This window comes from Micromonospora sp. AMSO1212t (assembly GCF_008868145.1).
Taxonomy (GTDB): domain Bacteria; phylum Actinomycetota; class Actinomycetes; order Mycobacteriales; family Micromonosporaceae; genus Micromonospora; species Micromonospora tulbaghiae.
In genome coordinates this window covers 1-538 of record NZ_WBKS01000276.1, presented here as the reverse complement: position 1 = coordinate 538, position 538 = coordinate 1, and the positions used below count along the sequence as shown (strand labels likewise).

The 538-nt window shown below is 76.8% G+C and carries 1 protein-coding gene; it reads left to right on the top strand.

Features of this window, described 5'->3' with window-relative positions:
* Positions 1-538, top strand: a 538-nt coding sequence (locus tag F8279_RS29790) for an SDR family NAD(P)-dependent oxidoreductase (protein ID WP_151501722.1), incomplete at both ends; no start/stop codon positions are given.

Here is a 538-nt window from a genome sequence, read left to right as displayed (position 1 = left end):
CAGCTCGCAGTCCGCGAGTCCGGGGTGCTGGTGCGGCGGCTCGTACCGGCCACCACCGACGGGGAGCTCACGCCGTGGCAGCCCCGGGGCACGGTGCTGATCACCGGAGGCGCCGGCGCGCTCGGTGGGCACGTGGCCCGCTGGGTGGCCGCCGAGGGCGCGCAACGGGTGGTGCTGACCAGCCGGCGGGGGACCGACACCCCGGGCGCCGCCGAGCTGCTCTCCGAGCTGGCCGGGCTCGGCGTGGACTGCCGGGTGGTCCGCTGCGACGCCGCCGACCGCGCCGCCGTGGCCGACCTCCTGGCCGATCTCCGGCGGGAGGGGCCGCCGCTGCGCGCGGTGGTGCACGCCGCGGGGGTCAGCGAGGTGGTGCCGCTGGCCGACACCACCCTGGAGGACCTGGCGTACGTCATCGCCCCGAAGGTCAGCGGCGCCGAACACCTCGACGAGCTGCTCGGCGACGCCGAACTGGACGTGTTCGTGCTCTTCTCGTCCATCTCGGCGGTGTGGGGCAGCGGCGGACAGGGCGCGTACGCGG